The organism is Azospirillum halopraeferens DSM 3675, from assembly GCF_000429625.1.
GTDB classification, from domain to species: Bacteria; Pseudomonadota; Alphaproteobacteria; order Azospirillales; family Azospirillaceae; genus Azospirillum; species Azospirillum halopraeferens.
Genome location: NZ_AUCF01000001.1, coordinates 12,337 through 32,713 on the forward strand (window position 1 = coordinate 12,337; position 20,377 = coordinate 32,713).

At 68.4% G+C, this 20,377-nt stretch carries 19 protein-coding genes; 9 read left to right on the plus strand and 10 right to left on the minus strand.

All coding sequences use genetic code 11. The features are described 5' to 3' along the window. Positions 1 to 341: 341 nt before the first annotated feature. From rpiB to ribD, 4 genes are read left to right on the plus strand one after another with little or no spacing between them, the layout of a single operon-like run. Positions 342 to 779 (plus strand): ribose 5-phosphate isomerase B, encoded by a 438-nt coding sequence (gene rpiB, locus G472_RS0100065; protein ID WP_029006709.1) that lies wholly within the window; start codon positions 342 to 344, stop codon positions 777 to 779. A gap of 41 nt (positions 780 to 820) precedes the next feature. Beyond that, a complete protein-coding gene (gene glyA / locus G472_RS0100070; RefSeq protein ID WP_029006710.1) occupies positions 821 to 2,128 on the plus strand; it encodes a serine hydroxymethyltransferase in 1,308 nt (435 codons plus the stop codon). Between the two features lie 34 nt (positions 2,129 to 2,162). Continuing rightward, positions 2,163 to 2,627 carry a transcriptional regulator NrdR gene (gene nrdR, locus G472_RS0100075; protein ID WP_029006711.1) on the plus strand — a complete coding sequence of 155 codons (465 nt, stop codon included), beginning with the start codon at positions 2,163 to 2,165 and terminating at the stop codon, positions 2,625 to 2,627. A gap of 37 nt (positions 2,628 to 2,664) precedes the next feature. After that, complete coding sequence (gene ribD, locus G472_RS0100080; protein WP_029006712.1) at positions 2,665 to 3,777, plus strand: bifunctional diaminohydroxyphosphoribosylaminopyrimidine deaminase/5-amino-6-(5-phosphoribosylamino)uracil reductase RibD; 1,113 nt, start codon at positions 2,665 to 2,667, stop codon at positions 3,775 to 3,777. A gap of 3 nt (positions 3,778 to 3,780) precedes the next feature. On the opposite strand, the gene G472_RS0100085 is transcribed toward ribD, so the two are convergent. Further along, a complete protein-coding gene (locus tag G472_RS0100085; protein ID WP_029006713.1) occupies positions 3,781 to 5,070 on the minus strand; it encodes an EAL domain-containing protein in 1,290 nt (429 codons plus the stop codon). A gap of 172 nt (positions 5,071 to 5,242) precedes the next feature. After that, positions 5,243 to 6,415, minus strand: coding sequence for a ribonuclease D (rnd, locus tag G472_RS0100090; protein WP_029006714.1), 1,173 nt, complete (start codon positions 6,413 to 6,415; stop codon positions 5,243 to 5,245). Positions 6,416 to 6,604: 189 nt separating this feature from the next. Here rnd and aspS point away from each other — a divergent pair, with 189 nt between their 5' ends. Continuing rightward, on the plus strand, positions 6,605 to 8,446 hold the full coding sequence (aspS, locus tag G472_RS0100095) for an aspartate--tRNA ligase (protein WP_029006715.1): 1,842 nt from the start codon (positions 6,605 to 6,607) through the stop codon (positions 8,444 to 8,446). A 48-nt stretch (positions 8,447 to 8,494) separates the two neighbouring features. Here the strand turns inward: aspS and G472_RS0100100 are convergent, their stop codons facing one another. Beyond that, positions 8,495 to 8,719: a hypothetical protein gene (locus G472_RS0100100; RefSeq protein WP_029006716.1), complete on the minus strand. Its 225-nt coding sequence runs from the start codon at positions 8,717 to 8,719 to the stop codon at positions 8,495 to 8,497. A gap of 199 nt (positions 8,720 to 8,918) precedes the next feature. Here G472_RS0100100 and G472_RS0100105 point away from each other — a divergent pair, with 199 nt between their 5' ends. Beyond that, complete coding sequence (locus G472_RS0100105; protein ID WP_029006717.1) at positions 8,919 to 9,974, plus strand: tetratricopeptide repeat protein; 1,056 nt, start codon at positions 8,919 to 8,921, stop codon at positions 9,972 to 9,974. A gap of 19 nt (positions 9,975 to 9,993) precedes the next feature. Here the strand turns inward: G472_RS0100105 and G472_RS0100110 are convergent, their stop codons facing one another. Beyond that, on the minus strand, positions 9,994 to 10,851 hold the full coding sequence (locus tag G472_RS0100110; protein ID WP_051340073.1) for a cell envelope integrity EipB family protein: 858 nt from the start codon (positions 10,849 to 10,851) through the stop codon (positions 9,994 to 9,996). Positions 10,852 to 10,950: 99 nt separating this feature from the next. Here G472_RS0100110 and G472_RS0100115 point away from each other — a divergent pair, with 99 nt between their 5' ends. Together G472_RS0100115 and G472_RS30445 are read left to right on the plus strand one after the other, a co-directional pair. After that, positions 10,951 to 11,931, plus strand: a complete 981-nt coding sequence (locus G472_RS0100115; protein ID WP_029006719.1) for a 2-hydroxyacid dehydrogenase — start codon at positions 10,951 to 10,953, stop codon at positions 11,929 to 11,931. A 178-nt stretch (positions 11,932 to 12,109) separates the two neighbouring features. Continuing rightward, a complete protein-coding gene (locus tag G472_RS30445) occupies positions 12,110 to 12,775 on the plus strand; it encodes a GGDEF domain-containing protein (RefSeq protein ID WP_084536339.1) in 666 nt (221 codons plus the stop codon). 155 nt (positions 12,776 to 12,930) lie between these two features. Here the strand turns inward: G472_RS30445 and G472_RS30450 are convergent, their stop codons facing one another. The 5 genes from G472_RS30450 to G472_RS0100145 form a co-directional block, all read right to left on the minus strand. Then, positions 12,931 to 13,317 carry a ribbon-helix-helix domain-containing protein gene (locus G472_RS30450; protein ID WP_084536340.1) on the minus strand — a complete coding sequence of 129 codons (387 nt, stop codon included), beginning with the start codon at positions 13,315 to 13,317 and terminating at the stop codon, positions 12,931 to 12,933. A gap of 133 nt (positions 13,318 to 13,450) precedes the next feature. After that, positions 13,451 to 14,236, minus strand: coding sequence for a Crp/Fnr family transcriptional regulator (locus G472_RS0100130; protein WP_245593341.1), 786 nt, complete (start codon positions 14,234 to 14,236; stop codon positions 13,451 to 13,453). A gap of 67 nt (positions 14,237 to 14,303) precedes the next feature. Next, on the minus strand, positions 14,304 to 15,038 hold the full coding sequence (locus tag G472_RS0100135) for a TfuA-like protein (RefSeq protein ID WP_029006721.1): 735 nt from the start codon (positions 15,036 to 15,038) through the stop codon (positions 14,304 to 14,306). Continuing rightward, complete coding sequence (locus G472_RS0100140; RefSeq protein ID WP_245593342.1) at positions 15,035 to 16,276, minus strand: YcaO-like family protein; 1,242 nt, start codon at positions 16,274 to 16,276, stop codon at positions 15,035 to 15,037. Before G472_RS0100140 ends, G472_RS0100135 begins: the two co-directional genes overlap by 4 nt. Before the next feature lie 117 nt (positions 16,277 to 16,393). Next, positions 16,394 to 16,591 carry a hypothetical protein gene (locus tag G472_RS0100145; RefSeq protein ID WP_029006723.1) on the minus strand — a complete coding sequence of 66 codons (198 nt, stop codon included), beginning with the start codon at positions 16,589 to 16,591 and terminating at the stop codon, positions 16,394 to 16,396. 230 nt (positions 16,592 to 16,821) lie between these two features. Here G472_RS0100145 and G472_RS30455 point away from each other — a divergent pair, with 230 nt between their 5' ends. Further along, on the plus strand, positions 16,822 to 17,121 hold the full coding sequence (locus tag G472_RS30455) for a ribbon-helix-helix domain-containing protein (protein WP_035690581.1): 300 nt from the start codon (positions 16,822 to 16,824) through the stop codon (positions 17,119 to 17,121). A 45-nt stretch (positions 17,122 to 17,166) separates the two neighbouring features. Here G472_RS30455 and G472_RS30460 read toward each other — a convergent pair whose 3' ends face one another. Further along, on the minus strand, positions 17,167 to 20,232 hold the full coding sequence (locus G472_RS30460; protein WP_084536342.1) for an ATP-binding protein: 3,066 nt from the start codon (positions 20,230 to 20,232) through the stop codon (positions 17,167 to 17,169). Positions 20,233 to 20,377: the final 145 nt, after the last annotated feature.

Genomic DNA, 20,377 nt, shown 5'->3' on the forward strand with positions numbered 1-20,377 from the left:
GCCGGTGCGTGGCCGGCTCTGTCGCTGCATTAGCGTTTCTCTAGTGAAGGGGAACCACGCGCTTCGGCGTAATCGTGGGGGCGCAACTGGCCGACTCCGAAGGTGGATACGAATCGGCGTATATGCTTACTCCGTCCTATGCGCAAAGAGCGGCGGGAATAAGCTCCAGGTTGTTGAGGTGGCGGCCGGTGCGCGGAAAGCGGAAGGCGGCGGCCGTGGCAGCCCAAGTCCCCCGCGCGTTGTGTCGAACTGGTGATCCGGCGCGACATCTGGTAGGTTGCCCCGTCGGTGCCGGCCCGGAAGAGGCGGCGGCCGATCCGGCAGGTGGAGAGAAGCCCGAAATGACCGTGATGACCATTGCACTGGCGTCGGACCACGCCGGTTACCAGTTCAAGGCCGAGTTGAAGGCGTTCCTGGAATCCCGGGGCTACGAGACGCTCGATCTCGGTACGGACGGCCCGGAGTCGGTGGACTATCCCGATTTCGCCGACGCCATGGCGCGGGCCATCGTCGGGGGTGCCGCCCAGCGCGGCGTCTTGATCTGCGGAACGGGCATCGGTATCAGCATCGCCGCGAACCGCCACAAGGGCGTGCGCGCGGCCCTGTGCACCGAGCCGACCTCGGCGCGCCTGGCGCGCGAGCACAACGACGCCAACGTGCTTGCGCTGGGTGCGCGGGTGATCGGCCCGGAGATCGCCAAGGATTGCCTGACGGCGTTCCTCACCACCGCCTTCGAAGGCGGCGAACGGCACAGCCGCCGCGTCGGCAAGCTGGGGTGAGCGAAAGCGCCGCCGTACCCGTGTTGAAAGGAACCCGTCCCATGTCCGCCCTCCTTCCCGCCACCGCCGAGATCGGCCGTTTCTTCTCGGCCTCCCTCGCCGAAACCGATCCCGAACTCGCCCGTGCGGTGCGGGACGAACTGCTGCGCCAGCAGGAGCAGATCGAGCTGATCGCTTCCGAGAACATCGTCTCCGCCGCGGTGCTGGAGGCGCAGGGCTCGGTCATGACCAACAAGTACGCCGAGGGTTACCCCGGCCGGCGCTATTATGGCGGGTGTGAGTTCGTCGACGTCGCCGAGCGGCTGGCCATCGAGCGGGCGTGCAAGCTGTTCGACTGCGCCTTCGCCAACGTGCAGCCCAATTCCGGCTCGCAGGCGAATCAGGCGGTGCTGCTGGCGCTTCTGGCGCCCGGCGACACCGTGCTCGGCATGTCGCTGGCGGCCGGCGGCCATCTCACCCACGGCGCCCCGCCGAACCTGTCGGGCAAGTGGTTCAAGGCGGTGCAGTACGGCGTGCGGCGCGACGACCATCTCATCGACTTCGATGAGGTTGAGCGTCTGGCGCGCGAACACAAGCCGAAGCTGATCATCGCCGGCGGGTCCGCTTACCCGCGCACGCTCGATTACGCCCGCTTCCGCGCCATCGCCGACGAGGTGGGGGCATACTTCATGGTGGATATGGCGCACTACGCCGGGCTGATTGCCGGCGGCGTCTATCCCAATCCGCTGCCCCACGCAGACGTGGTCACCACCACCACCCACAAGACGCTGCGCGGCCCGCGCGGCGGCATGGTGCTGACCAACAACGAAGAGATCGCGAAGAAGATCAACTCCGCGGTGTTCCCCGGCCTCCAGGGCGGCCCGCTGATGCACGTCATCGCCGCCAAGGCGGTCTCCTTCGCCGAGGCGCTGCGGCCGGATTTCAAGGTCTATGCCAGAGCCATGCTGGACAACGCCCGCGTGCTGTCGAAGACGCTGATCGACGGTGGGCTGGACATCGTGTCGGGCGGCACCGACAGCCACATCGTCCTGGTCGACCTGCGGCCCAAGAACCTCACCGGCAAGGCGGCCGAGGCGAGCCTGGAGCACGCGGGCATGACCTGCAACAAGAACGGTGTGCCGTTCGATCCGCAGAAGCCGATGGTCACCTCGGGCGTTCGCCTGGGCAGCCCGGCGGCCACCACCCGCGGTTTCGGCACCGAGGAGTTCGCCGAGGTGGGCCGCATGATCGTGGAGACGCTGGACGGGCTGGCGGCCAGCAACTCCGGCGACAATTCCGCGGTCGAGCGGGCGATGCGCGAGCGCGTGCGCGCGCTGTGCCACCGCTTCCCCATCTACCCGACGCTGTAGGCGCCGGCCGTTCCACCGAGGAGAACCCCCGGACATGCGCTGCCCGTTCTGCGGACACGAAGACACCCAGGTCAAGGACTCGCGCCCGACCGAGGACAATTCGGCCATCCGCCGGAGGCGCTTCTGCCCGGGCTGCGGGGCGCGATTCACCACCTTCGAGCGCGTGCAGTTGCGCGAGCTGACGGTGGTGAAGAGCACCGGCCAGCGCGAGCCCTTCGACCGAGAGAAGCTGCTGAAGTCGATGCGCATCGCGCTGCGCAAACGGCCCATCGACGCCGACCGTATCGACCGGGTCATCAACAGCCTGGTCCGCCAGCTCGAATCCTCGGGTGAGAGCGAGATCCCGTCGAAGCAGATCGGCGAGATGGTGATGAGCGCCCTGCAGACCCTCGACCAGGTCGCGTACATTCGCTACGCCTCGGTCTACAAGGACTTCCGCGAGGCGGCCGATTTCAACCAGTTCGTCGGCCAACTGGCGCCCGAGCCTCAGGACGGCTGAGGGCGCCGGCCTGATGCCGCAACAGGATACCGCGCCGATGCCCTTCGATGCCGACGACCGTCGCCATATGCTGGCCGCGCTGGGGTTGGCGGCGCGGGGGCTCGGCACGGTGATGCCCAACCCGGCCGTCGGCTGCGTCCTGGTCCGTGACGGGACGGTGGTGGGGCGCGGCTGGACACAGCCCGGCGGGCGGCCGCACGCGGAAACCGAGGCTTTGCGCCGGGCCGGCGCTGCCGCCCGGGGCGCCACCGCCTACGTCTCGCTGGAGCCGTGCAACCATCACGGAAAGACACCGCCCTGCACCGAGGCACTGCTGGCCGCCGGCGTGGCCCGCGTCGTCGTCGCCTGCGAGGACCCCGATCCCCGCGTCGCCGGCGGCGGCGTCCACCGTCTGCGGGCAGCCGGCGTCGCGGTGGACGTGGGGTTGTGCACGGCGGAAGCTCTGGACCTCAACCGCGGGTTCTTCTCCCGCATCCTGCACGGCCGCCCGTCCTTCACCCTGAAGCTGGCGACGACGCTGGATGGGCGGATCGCCACGCACGGCGGTGAATCCCGATGGATCACCGGGCCGGAGGCCCGTGCCCGCGGCCATGCCCTGCGCGCCACCCACGACGCCATCATGATCGGAATCGGCACCGCGCTGGCCGACGATCCGGAACTGACCTGCCGCCTGCCGGGGCTGTCCCACCGGTCGCCGCTGCGCATCGTTGTCGACAGCCGCTTGCGCCTGCCCCTGACCGGTCGCCTTGCCGCGACGGCGCGCGACGTGCCGACCTGGATACTGACGCGGGAGGACGCGGATGGCACACGCGCCGCCGCCTTCACCGACTGCGGCGTCGAGGTGTTGCGAATCCCCGCCGATGGCGCCGGTCTGCCCGACGTGACGCGGGCCGGGGCACTGCTGGGGGAGCGCGGTGTCACCCGGGTGCTGGTGGAGGGGGGCGCCACTCTGGCCGCGTCCCTGCTGCGCGCCGGCCTGATCGACCGTGTGGAGTGGTTCCGGGCGGCAAGCGTCATCGGCGGTGACGGTCTGGCCGCGGTAGCACCCTTCGGTGTCGATGCCCTGGCCGCCGCCGTGCGCTTCACCTGTACCGGCGTCCGCCGCTGCGGTGCCGACGTGGTTGAGAGCTACGTCCGGGTGGACACGTAGGGGTCAAATGCCCTTGGCGGTGTTCACGGCGTCGCGTACGCTGACACCCTTGCGCAGGATGTTGTCGACGGCGCGGCCCTGCACCAGCTTGATCCCGGCCTTGTGGGCATAGACGAGACTGGCCACCGAGTCACAGCGCGCCAGGACGAATCGGCAGCGATCCTGCTCGGCGATTCGGTCGAAGAAATACTTTTCGAACGCCGGATCCATCTCCAGCATTTCGTTGGACCAGAAGATCTTGGCATAATCGGCGTTCAGGTACTCCAGGTCGAAATTGGTGACCCAGAAGGGATTGAGGCCGTCCACCGCAATCTTGTACTGGCGATCCTGCGCGAAATCGACCACTTCCTGGAACAGTTGCAGGTTCTCGATGAGGTCGCCCTTGGTGACCTCAAGCACCACGTTGCCGCGGAAATCAATGGGCAGACGCTCGTCGAACTTAACGAATCCGGTGGAAATCACCGTCGACAGGTTGATGTTGATGCCGATGCGGCGGCCTCGCATGAACGACAGGCCGTGGTTCAGCGCCTTCAGGACCGACTGGTCGAGGTTGGCCGTGAAATAGTTGAACAGCCATTTGTTCGCTGTCAGGTCGAAATCCGGGCGGAGCCGTTCCTGAAGCAGCTTGATGGAAATGTAGAGTTCGAAATACTCCATCTCATCCTCGCCCGTCGGAGCGAGGTTGGCGATGGCCTGATTGAACAGGAAGGGGGACAGATCGAACATCTGCATCGAGCGTTCGAGCTTGCCCATTTCCTCCAGCGTGATCGGCGGTTTGGTTTCGACGGTGCCCCCGCCGGATTCGCCGACCTGCAACTCTTCCATGAAACGAATGACGTTGATGAAATTCAACGCCAGTTCCATGATCGAATAGAGCGAGTATTCCTTGTACGGGTTCGGCCCCGTCAGTGTGGTCTTGGACAGGAAGACCTGCTCCACCTTCTGGCACACCTCGGTGACGCCGGACAGCTTCAGTCCCTTGTAGAGGACGATGACATCGCCGTTGGAGATGTTGAAGGATTGCAGATACGAAGCCTTGGTGCCGAGTTCCTGGATGATGGTGCGCACGACCATCTGGCTGCTGGGATCCTTGTCCTTCAGCAGCGACAGATGCATGTGGATGAGCCGCATCCCCTGCAGCTCCGACTTGGCGGACCGCAGGAGATTGAGCAACTTATCGTTGTCGAACTCGGGCCGTTTGTCCTGTGCGGCGGCCACGGCCTGTTGCTTCTCCATCGTGGAGAGGCGGACGCGGTCCCTGCCCGCTGGCGGCTTGCCCCGGAACGTGCTCATCCAGAACTCCTGTGGCCCCGCGGTTCGACGGCACGGGGCTTTCCCTGCGAAGCGGCAAGCGTACACCCGCCGCGCATCATAATAACTCCGTATTTCTTTAAAAATACCTTAAGGCGTGGTTAATGCTGATCAACCCGTGAGCCTTATGGGTATTTTCGGCAGCCCGGCTGTCCTATGGTGCATCGCCGCATTCCTTGGGCACGGGGACGATGCGAACCCGCCGGTCGACGACCGCGAGCGCAAGGCTACCGTGTTTCAACGCCAAGGCGTCTTCGCCGAACAGTTCCCGCCGCCAGCCGGACAGGGCGGGCACGTCGGCGGCATCGTCGGCGGCGATGGCTTCCAGATCCGATGCGGACGCGACCAGCTTGGTGGCCACGTGGTTCTCATCGCACTTCATCTTTAGCAGCACGCGCAACAGCTCGATGACGGGGGCCAGGCCGGAGGGCAGCTCTTCGCGCGGTTCGACCTGCGGCCATTCGGATTCGGGCTGGTTCAGGGCGCGCTGAACGGCGGCGAGCACCTCCTGCCCCTGGCGCCCTTCGGCGAAGCCGCGCCCCATGCCGCGGGTGCGGGCCAGGTCCTCGACGCCGGCGGGGGCGTGGGCGGCGATCTCCAGCATGGCCTCGTCGCGCAGCACGCGCGAGCGCGGCAGGTCGCGGCGCTGGGCCTCCCGCTCGCGCCACGCCGCGACTTCCTTCAGCACGGCGACGAAGCGTGGCTTGTTGGTGCGGATCTTCAGGCGCTGCCAGACGGTGTCGGGATCGACCCGGTAGGTGGCGGGATCGGTCAGAACCGCCATCTCCTCTTCCAGCCAATGCTCACGACCGGTGCGGGCCAGGCGCTTGCGCAGCTTTTCGTAGGCGGGGCGCAGGTGGATCACGTCCGACAGGGCGTACTGAAGCTGGCGATCGGTCAGCGGCCGCTGCGACCAGTCGGTGAAGCGGCTGGACTTGTCGATGCGCGCGCCGGCCAGCTTGGTCACCAGCGTCTCATAGCCGACGCTCTCACCGAAGCCGCAGACCATGGCGGCGACCTGGGTGTCGAACAGCGGATGGGGGATGCGGCCGGTCAGATGAAAGAAGATTTCCAGATCCTGGCGCGCAGCGTGGAACACCTTCAGCACCGACGGATCGTTCAGCACCGCGATCAGCGGCGCCAGGTCCAGCCCCTCGGCCAGGGGGTCGATGGCCGCGGCTCCGGCGGGGCCGGCGACCTGCACCAGGCAGAGCTGGGGATAATACGTCTTCTCCCGCAGGAACTCGGTGTCGACGGTGATGTAGTCGGCCCCGGCGAGGTCGCGGCAGAACGCTTCGAGGTCGCTTGTGGTCGTGATCAGGGTCATGTTGCGTTCATACACGAGCACACGCCCGCGGGAAAGCGCCGCAAAGCCCCGGCGACGCCCGCCGTCCTTCCGCTTCGCGGCTTGACATTCGCCCGGCGTCGGTGTGCTGTGGCGTCCATTTCCGTGCCGGCACCTCCCGGGGTCACCCGGGCCCGATTCTCCGCCCGATTCTCTAAGGTATCCCGACCCATGCACCCCTATCGCACCCACACCTGCGGCCAGCTTCGTGAAGAGGACGCCGGGCAGACCGTCCGCCTGTCCGGGTGGATCAACCGCAAGCGCGACCACGGGCAGCTTCTGTTCATCGACCTGCGCGACCACTACGGCATCACGCAGTGCGTGATCGACAACTCCAGGGCCGATTTCGCGACGGCCGACCGGCTGCGGCTGGAGTCCGTGGTCACCGTCACGGGCAAGGTCGTGAAACGGTCGCCCGAGACGGTGAACGACAAGATGGCCACCGGGCGGGTGGAGGTGCAGATCGGGGAGTTGACGGTCCAGAGCGAGGCCGAGACCCTGCCCATGCCGGTGAACCAGGAAGCCGACACGGGTGAAGAGGTGCGCCTGCGCTACCGCTTCCTCGACCTGCGCCGGGAGCGCATCCACGAGAACATCCTGCTGCGCTCGCGGGTCATCGCATCGGTGCGCCGACGCATGATCGACCAGGGGTTCACGGAGTTCCAGACACCGATTCTCACCGCCTCCTCGCCGGAGGGGGCCCGCGACTATCTGGTGCCCAGCCGCAACCATCCCGGCAGGTTCTACGCGCTGCCGCAGGCGCCGCAGCAGTTCAAGCAGCTTCTGATGGTCGCCGGCTTCGACCGCTATTTCCAGATCGCCCCGTGCTTCCGCGATGAGGACGCGCGCGCCGACCGCAGCCCCGGCGAGTTCTACCAGCTCGATTTCGAGATGTCGTACGTCACCCAGGACGACGTTTTCGCCGCCATCGAGCCGGTGCTTTACGGCATCTTCGACGAATTCGGCGCCTTCCGCCGCGACACCGTCCCGGCTGTGGACAAGCCGCCGTTCCGCCGCATCCCCTTCGACGAGGCGATGCTGAAGTACGGCTCGGACAAGCCGGACCTGCGCAACCCGTTGGTGATCACCGACGTCACCGAGGTTTTCCGCCGCGACGACGTGGAGTTTCGCGCCTTCCGCGGGGTCATCGACAAGGGCGGTGTGGTCCGCGCCATCCGCGCGCCGAAGGTGTCGGACCGCCCGCGCAGCTTCTTCGACAAGCTCAACGACTGGGCGAAGGAGCAGGGTGCTCCCGGCCTCGGCTACATCATCTTCGAGGCGGCGGGCGGCAAGGGTCCCATCGCCAAGTTCGTGCCCGAGGCGGCGCAGGCCGCGCTGCGCAGCCTGGTCGGGCTGGAGGACGGCGACGCGGTCTTCTTCGTCTGCGATCAGCCGGCGGCGGCGGCCAAGCTGGCCGGTGCGGCGCGCACCAGGCTCGGCCAGGAGCTCGACCTGATCGAGACGAACGCCTTCCGCTTCTGCTGGATCGTCGATTTCCCGATGTACGAGTACGACGAGGACCTGAAGCAGGTCGTCTTCTCGCACAATCCCTTCTCCATGCCCCAGGGCGGCCTGCAGGCGCTGGAGACGATGGACCCGCTGGAGATCAAGGCCTATCAGTACGACATCGTCTGCAACGGCGTGGAGCTGTCGTCCGGCGCCATCCGGAACCATCTGCCGGAGGTGATGTACAAGGCGTTCGCCATCGCCGGCTACCCGCCGGAGGAGCTGGAGGCGCGCTTCGGCGGCATGCTCAGCGCGTTCAAGCTGGGCGCCCCGCCGCACGGCGGTTCGGCTCCCGGCATCGACCGCATCGTCATGCTGCTGGCCGACGAGCCCAACATCCGCGAGGTCATCGCTTTCCCGCTGAACCAGCGTGCCGAGGACCTGCTGATGCAGGCTCCGGCCCCGGTCACGGTGGAGCGGCTGAAGGAACTCCACCTGAAGCTGGATCTGCCCAAGCCCAAGGCAGGGCCGGCGACGCCGGTCGACGGGCCGAAGATCACGAACTGACGGCGGCGCCCTGTCCCCGCACGGCCGTGCGGGGACAGGGCGGCCGCTTCAGGCCGCGTGGGACGGCGCGGGGGAGTCGACCAGGCGGTAGAAGTTGCTGTCGGCGAGAACCAGGCAGCTCAGGGTCTTGGTTTCCCCCTGGTCCTCGGTGTTGACGATGCGGGCGTGGGGAATGCCGAACAGGCTCACCGTCGACATCACCCGCCAGGTGCGCCCGCTGGCGGCGCCGGCGACCTTGTAGACCTGACCAACGGAAACCTGCTTCCTGCTCATCCCGGACCTCTCATTGCATCGGACGGTGCACCGGCGCCGACTGTACGGCTGCGGATACTGTGTGGCGCAGATCTGTTAAATTTTATTGACTAAGGTGGTATCGGCCACCTCGTCCGGAATCGTTCTTCCGGCGGCTCCCCGTCTCTGGTTCAATGCGGTCGTGGCGTGGACGCCGTGCGTTACGGGGTGGGGGAGATCCATGGACTTCGGTGCCATTTCGCTGCCGGTCCTGGCGCTATCCGCGCTGTTGGGTTACGCCGTGTTCTTCGATCCGAGTCCGATCGCGTTCCATGACGTGCACGTTCCGCCGTCGCTGAGCTATCAGGGCTTCACCCCGGCCGTGTTCACCTCGCACCTGGCTGATGAGGTGCGCTCGATCAACCGGCGGGCGCGCACGGTGAAGCAGGTGCGGGAATTCCATCTGGCGGACGGCGAATCGGCCATCGATTCGATCACCGGCCATTTCGACTTTCTCGGCCCGGTGCGGGCGACGCAGGAGATGCTGGGACTCGTTCAGTTCCGCATCGACGGCGACGTGACGCGCAGCGGCGACGAGTATCTCCTGTCCATCCGCGGGCTGGACTACCACCGCAAGCGGGCGCTGGAGACGTCGGTCAAGGGAGCCGACCCCAAGGCGCTGATCCGCAGCGCCGCCATCGACATCGCACGCTTCGTGGACCCCTATGTGGTGGCGTCCTACTACTACGAAACGGCCCGGGATGCCGGCAGCACCGACTTCACCGACACGCTGCGCGAACTGCGCAACTGTGAAGCGACGATGCCGCGGGACGAATTGCACTGGGTGCACAACCTGCGCGGGCTCGTCCATTTTCACAGCGGCCGGCCGGACGCGGCCATCGCCAGCTACCGCCGCGCGCTGGCCTTGCAGCCCGACTTCACCCTGGCGGTCTACAACTGGGGCAACGCGCTGGTCGCCAAGGGTGCGCACGAGGAGGCGATCGACCGCTTCCGCGAGGTGGTTGAGGCCGACCCGAAGGGGGTGCGGGCCGCCCGGGCCTTCACCCAATGGGCGGTCGCGCTGATCGCGCTGAAGCGTGACGGCGATGCCGCGGCGATGCTGGAGCGCGCGCGCGACGCCGACGAATCGTATGCCGACCTGTACAACGTCTGGGGCCTGCTGCTGCGCAGCCAGGGACGCATCGCCGAGGCGGCGGAGATGTTCGACCGCGCCGTCGGATTGCTGCCCGGGCGGGCCGACTTCCAGGCCAACCTGCAGTCGGTGGCCATCAACTGAACGGCCGACCGGAAAGCCGTCAGCAGCCGGAGCGGGGCAGGGCCTCCAGCCGGTCGAGGATGGCGTTGACGGTGAAGTCGCCATAGTCGATCTCAAGGGACTCGGCGACACCGTTCTGCAGCAGGCGGATGCTCATCTCGTATTCCGGCTGCGGCGAATCGGTCCCGTCCGGGAAGAAGGCCAGGCGCACCGGCCACCCCGTCTGACCCGCCAGTGCACCGCCGGCTGCGGTGGCCGAGGCCGGAACGGGCCGGCCGATCACCGCGCTGATCTCCGTCGGCCCGTCCACGTCAGCGCCGTCGAACACCGGGCGGTTGAGAAACGATTCGCCGGACCGGGCGCGCTCGAGGAGGGTGATGGTGTGGGCCGTGGGGAACATGGTGCCGGCGGGCAGCTCCATCTCCAGCTCGTCCGGTTCCGCGAACTCCGCCGTTCCCCCGCCGCCGGAGGCGTCGAGGCGGGCGGAGCCGCGGACGTCCTCGTCCGGCTCACCGTTGACCAGCTTGCGAACGTTGAAGCGGTAGCGCAGGCCGTCCTTGGTTTCCCAGGTGGAGTAGGTGGTGGTCATCGTCATCTCCTCGCCCTCGGAGTAGACGAAGCGCAGCATGAAGCGCTGCTGGGTCGTCCAGCCCTCGCAGGCGTCGGCCCATTCAAACGACATCAGGCCGCTGACATTGGCAACCTTGCTGCTGCTGCGCGCCTTGCCGAGCGACATGGTGTAGAGCGCGCGATGGGGCAGGATCTCCGCGCCGGCAAAGGCAGTGCCGGCTCCGAGTCCGGCTCCGGCCGTGAGCGCGAGCGCGGCGATCGCACCACCGGCGATCAGGCGTGCGGCGAAGCGGGGGGCGGAGCGGCGGTTCGTCGGGATGGCGTCCACGGTCTGTGCGGCCTATCAATCAAAGAAGGGTCCGCAGGATAATGGTCGCTTTCGCGGCGGACCGAAAGGTCCGGCGATCGCATTTCAGGGAGGAGCGGAATGGGCGGGGAAGCGGAAAGGGCGAAGCCGGTGCTGTTCGTGACGCGGCGGCTGCCGGATGCGGTGGAGGCGCGCGCACGGCGCGACTACGATGCGCGCCTCAACGCGGATGACGAGCCCCTGACGCCCGATCGCCTGCGCACCGGTGCGGCCGGTGCCGACGCCGTCCTGTGTTGCCCGGCCGACCGCATGGATGCGGCGGCCATTGCCTTGCTGCCGGAACGGGTGGGCATCCTGGCCACCTTCTCGGTCGGCATCGACCACATCGACATGGCCGCCGCGCACGCCCGCGGCCTGTGCGTGACCAACACGCCGGACGTGCTGACGGACGCCACCGCCGATGTGGCGATGCTGCTGATCCTGGCAGCGGCGCGGCGGGCGTCGGAAGGGGAGCGGTTGTTGCGCCGCGGCGCCTGGACCGGCTGGGCACCCACCCAACTCACCGGCACCCACATCGGCGGCAAGCGGCTGGCAATCGTCGGCATGGGACGAATCGGCCGGGCGGTGGCACGCCGCGCCGTGGCGTTCGGGATGAGCGTGCACTACACCGGCCGGCACCGGCTGCCTCCGGAGCTGGAAATGGGGGCGATCTACCACCCGGATCCGGAAACCCTCCCCGCGGTCGCCGACGTGCTGTCGTTCCACTGCCCGGCGACACCGCAGACGCACCGATGGCTCAACGCCGCGCGCATCGACCGGCTGCCACCGGGGGCCATCGTGGTCAACACCGCGCGGGGGGCGGTAGTCGACGACGCGGCGCTGATCGCCGCGCTGCGCAGCGGACGCATCGCCGCCGCCGGGCTCGATGTGTACACGAACGAGCCGCACCTGGATCCCGGCTATCTCACCCTGGAGAACGCCGTGCTGCTGCCCCATCTGGGCAGCGCCACCGTCGAGACGCGCAACGCCATGGGATTCCGCGCACTCGACAATCTGGATGCGTTCTTTGCCGGCCGGCCGGTTCCCCATCGAATTGGCTAAAATGTGACGGAATTTCCTACCGGGCAGGGGCGGCGGGCAATTCCTGCCGGGGGTAGGGCAGGGCCGGCGGTTTCTGCCGGGCGGCAAAGCCGCGGAAATCCGCCGCGGCAGGGTTGGCATGGCAATTGCTTTGTCTGGGCAGACAGTGCTTCCGCCAGGTCCTTCCAGGAGCCGAGCCATGAACGCCTTCGCCACCGGCCACACCCTCCGCGACACCGCCCCCCTTGCCGGCGACGCCGCCGGCTGGTCCTGCGTGAGCGGGGGCGGTGACGACTGGATGCTGCAGAACGCGCTGTCGCGGCTGGCGGAGGCACAGGAGATGATCTCCCGTCAGCAGGAGCGCATCGCCTATCTGGAAAGCCTCACCATGACGGACGAGCTGACCGGTCTGCTCAACCGCCGTGGCTTCTACAGTCATCTGCGGCGTGAACTGGCGGCGGCGCGGCGCAACGCCACGGCGGGCGGCGTGCTGGTGATGATCGACCTGGACGGCTTCAAGGCGATCAACGACACCCATGGCCACGGCGCCGGCGATGCCTATCTGCGCCAGGTGGCGCGCCTGCTCCAGTCGCTTGTCCGGGCGGAGGATGTGGTGGCGCGGCCCGGCGGCGACGAATTCATGATCCTGCTGACCAACACCGACCCCGGTACGGGTGCCGCGCGCGCCCTGCAGCTTGCCGAGGCCGCGCAATCCCGGACGGTGGAATGGAACGGGCGGACGCTGCCCCTGCGCTTTTCGGTCGGCGTCCATCCCTACACCGCCGAAGACCGCGAGGAGGATGTCGTCCGCCACGCCGACGTGAAGATGTACCGCAACAAGGGGTGTCGGCGCCGGGCGGCGTGACCGGTGGCGTCCCCCCGGGGGAGGGGGCGGATCGCGGGAATAGGGGATCACCCCGGCAGGGGCGCTGCAACGCCGTACCGAACCCGGCAAAGGCAATGGCCCCGATCAGGACTTGGTCTGGTCGGGGCCGCGCGGTTTGTTTCCCCGCCCGTGCCTCAGCGGTGTTCCAGGGCCCCGGCGATCGGATTCAAGCCGTCGAACGGGGTGCTCACGAAAGGGTCGCCGCACCCGTGACCGGCCCGGATATGTCCCTTGTCGGTTGCCGCCTGGCGGTAGTAACCGACAACGAACACACGCAGTGCGTTGGCAAGGGACACCGGCGGGCGGCGCCGGGCGTGCTTGTCCAATCGCTCCTTAAGCTCTGTGCACAAATCTTCAACGCTGCGTCCTTCACGCCGGCTGATCTCGTCGAGCGCCTCCCAGTAGGAAGGTTCAAGACGGACAACCTGCGCTGTACCGCCGATCTGCACGGTTCGGGTTGCCAACGGGCTCACGCCCTGTGGATTGGCGACCGCACGCTCCTGCGCGTTCTGCTCAACCATCGATCTCTTCGCCCCTGGCCATCAATGTGTGGTTTGCAACCCCCTTGCCCGGCTATCACTATAGCCTGATTGCACCGGCGGTGGGGAACAAAACTTTATTTGATGATGGCTTTTGATTGAGTGAGAGGGCTTGTCAACTGTGCGGCGCATCCTCGGCTATGTCGCGCAGAATGGAAAGGTCGGTGATGATGATGAAACCTTTCGCATAGGCGATAGCTTTTGACGTCTTGAGTGCTTTCAAACTTTTGTTCACCATCTCGCGGGTTACGCCGAGCATATTGGCGAGACCCTCCTGGGAGATCGGTTCGGTGATGCGCAGCCCGCCGGCCGGCAAAGGCTGCCCGTAGGCGTCGGCGAGGAGGAGGAGCCTTTTGGCCAGGCGGCGGGGCACGTCGAGGAAGATGGCGTCCTCGATGTTCTCGCTGACCCAGCGCAGCCGTTCGCACAACACCTGCATCATGCGGATCGCCAGGCGGGGATGACGTTCCAGGAAGGGAAGGAAGTCGGCACGGTCAATGCGGAACAGCTCCGACGGGCGCAGCGCAATGGCGCCGGCCGTGCGCTCGCGCCCGTCGATGATGGCAATCTCGCCCAGCACGTCTCCGGCATCCAGGATGTTGAGCATCATGGTTTTGCCGTCGGGCGACGAGGTGTGGATGCCGATCTGCCCCTTCAGGATGGCGAAGAGGCAGTCACCCGGCTCGCCCTTGGCGAAGACGGGGGCCTGGTTGTCGAACCGCTGCATGCGGCCCAGCCCCAGGAGTTCGTCCATCTCCGCATCCGTAAGCTCGCCGAGCAGGCGGTTGCGCCGCAGCACGGCCACCGCGGCTGCCGGTCCGGATGGCCGTTGCCGTTCCTGCACGCGCACCGTCTCCCTGCCGCTGCCCGTCGGACTGCCATTGTAATCGATGGCCGCCACGAGGGGGAGGAAATGCCGATGTATACGGACGATTGCCGGCCGGCGGGGGGCCCGCGGCGGCACGCCGTCAGGCGGCCAGCGCCTCCACGACGGCCCGCTCCCACAGCACGGTGCGTTCGAAGTGGAAGCGGGCGGGCGGACGCTGTGCGGGCTGGTTGGCATGGCGCATCATTCGCAGCATCGCGCGCGCGTCGTCGCGCTTCTGGTCGAACCGGCCCGCGGGCAGCCATGCCCTGAAGCGGGCCAGCTCGGCCGCGTCCAGGTGCAGGTCGCCGGCCAGGCGCAGCAGGTGGCCATAGCTGCGCCTGGGATAGGGCAGGTCCTTGGCGATGTCCTCCAGCGCCCGCGCCGTTCCCGGCGGCAGCACGGCCGCCGCGGCGGCGTCGGCCAGTGTGCGGCGGATGTTGACCATGGCCTCGGACAGGATGGGGTATCCCAGTTCCGCGGGACCATGGGTTACGGCCACCTCGTCATCGTCCTCCAGGCGCCCGTCGCGAAAGGCTTCGAAGATGGCCCCGACTCCGATCATGCCGAAGGGATGCAGTTCCGCGGCGCGCAGGGCCCCCATGCTGGCGGCCCCGTACACCGCCACGCCCCGCTCCAGGGCGAACAGGATCTCCTTGTGCCACACCGCGGGAACGCATTCGAAATAGCCGTCGACGATGCCGATGGCGGCCGGCGTCTCCCGGCGGCACAGGCGGATCACGTCGCCCTGGGCCACCGGCGGCAGGAACGTGGCGTTCAGCAGACGCGCCGCCTCGTCACGCGGGATCGACGGGCCGATGAAGACGAAGGTGCTCATGCATGTCCCTCTGCAGGGTGCTCCGGGATGGCCCGGCCGCGGTCGCCGAGCAGGTACTCGGGTGAATCGGCGATGCCTTCCAGGCCGGGGATGACCACCCGGACCACGGGAATGCCGAACTCCGGCTTGGTGAGGTCGACCGCCACCACCTCGTCGATGCCGGCCCGGCGCAGTCGGGCGAGCTGGTCCCGCAGGTCTTCCTCGACCGTGCGCCCCGGGGCCGTCGGGCAGAGCGCGAAATCACGCCCGCCACCGCCGCCGCGGATGCGCCGCTGCCAGCGGGCGACGGCGGCGGGGTCGAGGTGGCGCAGGTACTCGCCGCGGGGCATGTCGTCGCGGGCACCCGAAATGAAGGTGAGGCGGCTTTGCGCCGCTTCGGTCAGGGCGCGCGCCAGGGCGACCTCGCGGGCACAATGGCATCCCATGCCCGACGCGGGCCGGACGGAGTGCCGGGGCAGATCCTCGCGCGGCACGATGCGGCACAGGAAGGCGGGCAAGCCGATGTCGCTGGTCAGTTCCCACACCGCCGCGTCGACGCCGGCGTCCTCGAAGCGCTGCAGCATCGACCGGCACAGGGGATCGCCGACCGTTGACAGGTCGATGCGCGTGTCCTCCTGCTCCGCAGCGCTGCGCAGGTGCCAGAGGGTGGCGGCATCACGCTCCACCAGTTCTCCGATGGCGTGAACGATCGCCTCCAGCGGGTGGTTGCCCGATGCCAGGCCGTTGGACCCGGCGATGAAGGCACCGCTGCCGGGGGGCATGGGAACGGTAAAATTCAGATGCACCGTCTCGAAGGGGACCCACATGGGGGTGCCGCTCATCAGTTCCATGCCTTCGATCCACAGGATCGGCGTATGGGGAGAGAAGGTGCCGTCGGCCCGGTGGGGGAGGCGTGTCACGTCCGCCACCCGGTGAGTCCAGCGCAGGTCCTCGTAGCTGGCGAACTTGACGGGATGCGCGATGCGTTCGGCGTGATAGGTCTCGATGGATTCCATCACCCCCGACGCCCTGGCAGCGGCAAGCGTGACGCCCTTGCCCTGGGACACCGAAACGGAGCGCGCGTTCGGCCGGGTGACCATCACCACGGGTATGCCGATGGTGTCGAGGCCGGTCACGTTGGCCACGCGCGTGATGCCCATGACGGGCAGGAACGGGGTCACGCGGGCCAGGGTGGTTTCGGGCGGAACGATGCGATGGGTTCCGGCCGTGTGGACCTTGCGGGTCTCGCCCGCCGGCATCCTCGGGAATATCTCGTCGAACGGCATCGCGGCTCACTCGTCCGGGGGCGGGGTGAGGGCGGGGCCGCAGCGGCGCGGCCGGGTGAATGCCGGCCGCCGCGGCCCGAAGCCCGGCGTTCAGGCGCCGGGCGTGACGGCGAAGCGGCCGGCCTCGTGGTCGGCGGTGTCGAAGCCGGCACGGTCGCCGCTGCGGACGGCGCTGCGAACGGCGCGGGCGCCGGTCTCGGCCACCTCGGTCACGCCGGCGGCGGTCACGGCGTACAGGCGGCCGTCGGCGCCGCGGATCAGGGTTGCCCGGCTGATCGTGGAGTTCATGTCCTGATGCTCCTTGCCTGGAAAGTCGTCGCAGAGGGTGGGGCCGTTTGCCCCGTTGCTTTCTGTTCCCGTTGGTCGGGATGCTCCGACTATGGCCGCTGCATACCCGGTTACGCAGTGAAGAACTTCACTGCGTAACCGGGTATGCGGAGGTGAAGATGGCGCGCGGTCTCGACCGTTCCGCCGGTGTCCCGATGGCGGGCCCGATGCAGCCAGAAAGGCGGCGCACAATGCAGTTCCTGAGCAAGAGTCCCATCGCCGGCGGGGAGATCGGCCTGCTGTCGGACCTGATGTCCCGTGCGACCGCCGACGTCGCCGTAGCGCGGACCGTGCGCATCGGTGCGGAGCACGTCGGTGTGCGCCTCGAATCCGCCATCTGGGCCGGCCTGATCGACATCGGCGAACGCGAAGGCCGGTCGATCGACGACCTGTGCGTCGAGATTTCGGACGCCTGGTCGGGTCTCCCCCTGTCCACCGGCATCCGCGTGTTCGTGCTGAACTATTTCCGCGGCGGGGCGGACGTCCCCTGATGCGGCCGGAACGTGATCATTTCCAATGCCGTCCGGCCGCAGGAGCTAGACGGCGATGCGGCGGACCATGGCGGCGTCGGCGGCAAGCCGTTCGCACTGACGGAAGAGCGGGGCGAGGCCCAGCAGACGCGCGGTATCGGCCGCGTGTGCCGCCAGCGCGGTGGCTCCGTCCCGCCCGAGGGCGTGCCCGGCGAGCGCCATGGCGTAGCAGGCCCGGGCCTCGTCGGCCTGCTGTCCCGCCCCGGCGGCGTGATCGCGCGCATCGGTGGCCCATCGCAGAGCCTCGCGCGGGCGCCCGGCGTGATGCAGGGCGAGGGACAGCCAAATCAGCACCTGCGGAACGTGGCGCCGGACTCCCAGCGTGTCCAGATGCTGGCGGCCCGCGTGCAGCATGGCCAGCCCGTCGTCCGCCTTCCCGGTCCGCACGAGGGCATAGCCGAGGGCGCTGAGAAGGATGGGTTGGAAAAGCTGCGACCGGATGACGTCGGCGGTTTCCAGGGCGTCCTTCAGCAGCGGGATGGCGCGGTCGAACCGGTCATCGAGGAGCAGGACCAGGCTGAGATTCAGCATGGCCAGGATGCGCGAGAAGGCGTGGCCGCTGGTCTGTGCAGCGTCCAATGCCGCCTCGCTGCAGCGCATCGCCCGATCATGCCGGCCGAGTTCCGCGAGGTAGCGGCCGAGGAAGCTGTCCGCAGCGACCCTGGCCACCGGCATCAGTCCATAACGGCCGAAGCCCGGCTCGGCCGCGATGAGGCGTCCGGCCTCCTCCATCCAGGTGCAGGCATCGCGGTAATGCCCTTTGTCCGCGTACACACCGGCGAGCCGGACGAGAAGCTGCACCCGGGTGTTAAGGCATTCCCGGTCCGCCATCTCGGCAAGGCCTTCCCGGCACAGGCGGATGGCGTCGTCCAGGTCGCCGTAGATCCAGAGATAGGCCGACAGCAGCGACGAGGCGCGGGTGCGCCGGATCGGTGCGTCCGTCTCCATCGCCAGATTCCTGGCCTCGTTCAACAGCGCCTCGATGCCGTCCTTGCCGCCCTGCGGCAGCAGGGAGCGGGCGAGCGCCAGCGTCACGTCGATCCGTCGCAGCGTGTTGCGCCGGCTGGCGGGCAGCCCTTCCAGCGCGTGCAGCGCGTCCGTGAAATGCTGCGCAGCGTCGGCCGGCCCGGAGCGCACCTCCGCCCGCTGCCCGGCGAAACGGCCATAGACGTAGGCCAGCGGCCGGTTCCCCGCCCGCAGAGCGTGGTGGGCGAGGGATTCCAGCCGCCCCGGCAGATCGCTGTCGCGCCGTTTGCGCAGGGCGGCGACGATGCGGGCGTGCAGGCATTGCCGCTCCCGCCGGGCGATGCCGGCGTAGGCGACCTCCTGCATCAGCGCGTGATGGAAGGTGAACTCCAGATTCGGCATCAGGCGTGAGCGGTGCAGGAATCCCGCCCATTCCAGGCCGGCGAGCGCCTTCATGACATCCGGGGCGGGTGCTGCAACCAGCGTGCACAGCAGTGCCACGTCGAAGGTCGGCCCGACTACGGCGGCTGCTCGAAGGACCGCGCGCCGGTCCGCCGGCAGCGCGTCGATGCGTGCCGCCAGCAGTCCGCGCACGCTGGCCGGCAGTTCCACCGGGTCGCCGCGGCCGACCAGCCGGAAGGCACCTTCGGTGCCGGCGATGGTGCCTGCGGATTCCAGGGCGCGCAGCGATTCTTCCAGGTACAGGGGCACGCCTTCGCTGCGGCGGGCGATGCGGTGTTTCAACGGCGTCAGGGAGGGGTCATCACCCAACCAATGGTCGAGGAACGCATCGGTCTGCGCCGGGGACAGGGCGTTGAGGTCCAGACGGGGCATGCGCGGCACGCCCGACCAGCCGGTCGGCTCGTCCGGTCGCGCGGTTGCCAGCAGGAAGATCCGGCTGCCGGCCACGCCATGGGCCAGCGTGTCCAGCAGGCGCGCCATGACCGGGTCGGCCCAGTGGGCATCCTCCACCAGGACGACCACGGTGCGCTCCGCACCCAATTCGACGGTGGCCGCCGCCAGGCCCTCGATGGCGAAGGACAGCCGCTGTGCGGGATCGATGCCCGTCCACAGGGGATCGCGGACCGGCTGCCCCAGCAGGTCGCACACCGCCGCCTCCGCCAGAGGGCCGCCCGCCCGGCGCGCGGCGGCGCAGACCGCGGTGGCGCCGTCGCCACCGTGCCGACGGGCGGCAAGGGCGGCGAGGCTGCGGACGACGCATTCCGGAGTGTCGGGATCGCCGGGGCGGCGCAGCGGCGCCTGCGGCCATTCCACCAAGTCGATTCCGCCGCCACGATGCATCCGCAGCAACTCACCCACCACACGCGACTTGCCGATGCCGGCTTCGCCCACGACCAGCATCGCGCCACCCTCACCACCGACGGCCCGCCTCAGCGCGCCGTCGATCAGCCGCAGCTCGGCTTCGCGCCCGACGAACGGCGCGGTGCGGCGCGCCGCGAAATCGGTGGCGGTCAGTCGGTCGGGCCGCGCATCAACGAGCCGGTGCACCGGGTGGGGCGGGGCATCACCCCCCAGCGCCAGCGGCGTCACCGGTTCGCTGATCAACCCGGCGGGAACCAGCCGGACCGTGTCGGCGCTGATCAGCACGCTGCCGGGGGCGGCGCGCTGTTGCAGTTTGGCGGCGAGATGGACGCACTCGCCGACCGCCCGGTAGTCCTTCCACGGACCGTCCGCGTCGACCACATGGCTGAGCACCTCGCCCGAGGCGACGCCGACGCGGACCGAAAAGGGCGGCAGGGCTCCACGGTGTCCGTCCGCATCACCCGAGGCGACGTCGGTGCCGGAGGCGACCGCGATGTCCCGGGCTGCGAGGCAGGCCCGCAACGCATGATCCTCCAACGCCGCGGGGGCACCGAACACCGCCAGAACCCCGTCGCCCAGAACCTGGCTGACCATCCCGCCGTAGCGATGGACGGCATCGACCAGGACCTGAAGGATGCCGAGCAGCGACTCATCCGCGTCCTCCGGATCGCAGCCATCGACGAGCCGGGAGGACCCCACGATGTCGGCAAACAGGACGGTCAGCAGCCTCCGCTCGGACCCGCTGGTCCGCAATCCGCGCCCTTCGGCAGAGGTTGCCGCCATCACTCCTTCCCCACCCGATTCCGGACGGTTCCGCACCCGCCGCGCACCCGGCCTGCATATTACTGCATGCACCGGGCAATGTGTAGAAAACGAAGCATCTGTGACCCAAATCGCCCGGCGCGGACCTCCCGGCCCAACGCAAACG

Excerpts from the sequence above, each read along its gene's own strand:
- G472_RS0100085 (WP_029006713.1), bottom strand. The coding sequence starts at position 5,070 with ATGAGCACGTTCCGGGGCAAGCCGCCAGCGGGCAGGGACCGCGTCCGC.
- G472_RS0100100 (WP_029006716.1), bottom strand. The coding sequence starts at position 8,719 with ATGAGCAGGAAGCAGGTTTCCGTTGGTCAGGTCTACAAGGTCGCCGGC.
- ribD (WP_029006712.1), top strand. The coding sequence starts at position 2,665 with ATGCCCTTCGATGCCGACGACCGTCGCCATATGCTGGCCGCGCTGGGG.
- glyA (WP_029006710.1), top strand. The coding sequence starts at position 821 with ATGTCCGCCCTCCTTCCCGCCACCGCCGAGATCGGCCGTTTCTTCTCG.
- G472_RS30450 (WP_084536340.1), bottom strand. The coding sequence starts at position 13,317 with ATGGTTGAGCAGAACGCGCAGGAGCGTGCGGTCGCCAATCCACAGGGC.
- G472_RS0100135 (WP_029006721.1), bottom strand. The coding sequence starts at position 15,038 with ATGAGCACCTTCGTCTTCATCGGCCCGTCGATCCCGCGTGACGAGGCG.
- G472_RS0100140 (WP_245593342.1), bottom strand. The coding sequence starts at position 16,276 with ATGCCGGCGGGCGAGACCCGCAAGGTCCACACGGCCGGAACCCATCGC.
- rpiB (WP_029006709.1), top strand. The coding sequence starts at position 342 with ATGACCGTGATGACCATTGCACTGGCGTCGGACCACGCCGGTTACCAG.
- G472_RS0100115 (WP_029006719.1), top strand. The coding sequence starts at position 10,951 with ATGGGCGGGGAAGCGGAAAGGGCGAAGCCGGTGCTGTTCGTGACGCGG.
- G472_RS0100145 (WP_029006723.1), bottom strand. The coding sequence starts at position 16,591 with ATGAACTCCACGATCAGCCGGGCAACCCTGATCCGCGGCGCCGACGGC.
- G472_RS0100105 (WP_029006717.1), top strand. The coding sequence starts at position 8,919 with ATGGACTTCGGTGCCATTTCGCTGCCGGTCCTGGCGCTATCCGCGCTG.
- G472_RS30460 (WP_084536342.1), bottom strand. The coding sequence starts at position 20,232 with ATGGCGGCAACCTCTGCCGAAGGGCGCGGATTGCGGACCAGCGGGTCC.
- G472_RS30455 (WP_035690581.1), top strand. The coding sequence starts at position 16,822 with ATGCAGTTCCTGAGCAAGAGTCCCATCGCCGGCGGGGAGATCGGCCTG.
- G472_RS30445 (WP_084536339.1), top strand. The coding sequence starts at position 12,110 with ATGAACGCCTTCGCCACCGGCCACACCCTCCGCGACACCGCCCCCCTT.
- aspS (WP_029006715.1), top strand. The coding sequence starts at position 6,605 with ATGCACCCCTATCGCACCCACACCTGCGGCCAGCTTCGTGAAGAGGAC.
- rnd (WP_029006714.1), bottom strand. The coding sequence starts at position 6,415 with ATGACCCTGATCACGACCACAAGCGACCTCGAAGCGTTCTGCCGCGAC.
- nrdR (WP_029006711.1), top strand. The coding sequence starts at position 2,163 with ATGCGCTGCCCGTTCTGCGGACACGAAGACACCCAGGTCAAGGACTCG.